Source organism: Streptomyces sparsogenes subsp. cuspidosporus, from assembly GCF_039532705.1.
GTDB classification, from domain to species: Bacteria; Actinomycetota; Actinomycetes; order Streptomycetales; family Streptomycetaceae; genus Streptomyces; species Streptomyces sparsogenes.
In genome coordinates, this window is sequence record NZ_BAAASD010000175.1 from 1 (window position 1) to 526 (window position 526).

Consider the following 526-nt stretch of genomic DNA (forward strand, 5'->3'; position numbering starts at 1 on the left):
GTCAAGAGGACGATCGCCCAGGCAGGCGAGGACCCGGCCGCAGAGCCGAAGTACGACAGCTTCACGTTCGAAGGCGAAGAGATCCGCGTCATCAACGGCATCCCGTCGGGGCTGCCGCTGATGGAGTTCGCCGACGCCATGGCCGCTGCGGACGACGACAGCCTCAACATGGAAGCGCTCGGCGCGATGTACGCCATGCTGCAGTCCTGCATCCTGCCGGCCGATTGGGGCAGGTTCCGCAAGGCTGCGAACCGGGCCGGCGCCGGGTTCGACGACCTGCTGCCGATCACCCAGCAGGTGTGGGCGGCGGTGGTCGGCCGTTTTTCCCAAGGGCCCTCCGACTCGCAGGATGGGCCGTCGACCACTTCGACCTCCTCGAAGGCGTCCTCGCCCGAACCCACGGGCCAGCACTCGCCGTTCAAGGTCGACCTGCCGGGCCAGCAACCCTCCGCGCCCGACCTGCGGCTCCTCACCCCCGCGAACGAGTGGACGCCGCCGCCGGGTCGACCGGATCTGGCGGTGCCGC

General features: G+C 69.8%; 1 protein-coding gene. It reads left to right on the forward strand.

Features of this window, described 5'->3' with window-relative positions; genetic code table 11:
- The coding region (locus ABFY07_RS42935) for a hypothetical protein (protein WP_346179642.1) at nucleotides 1-526 on the forward strand (526 nt) is incomplete at both ends.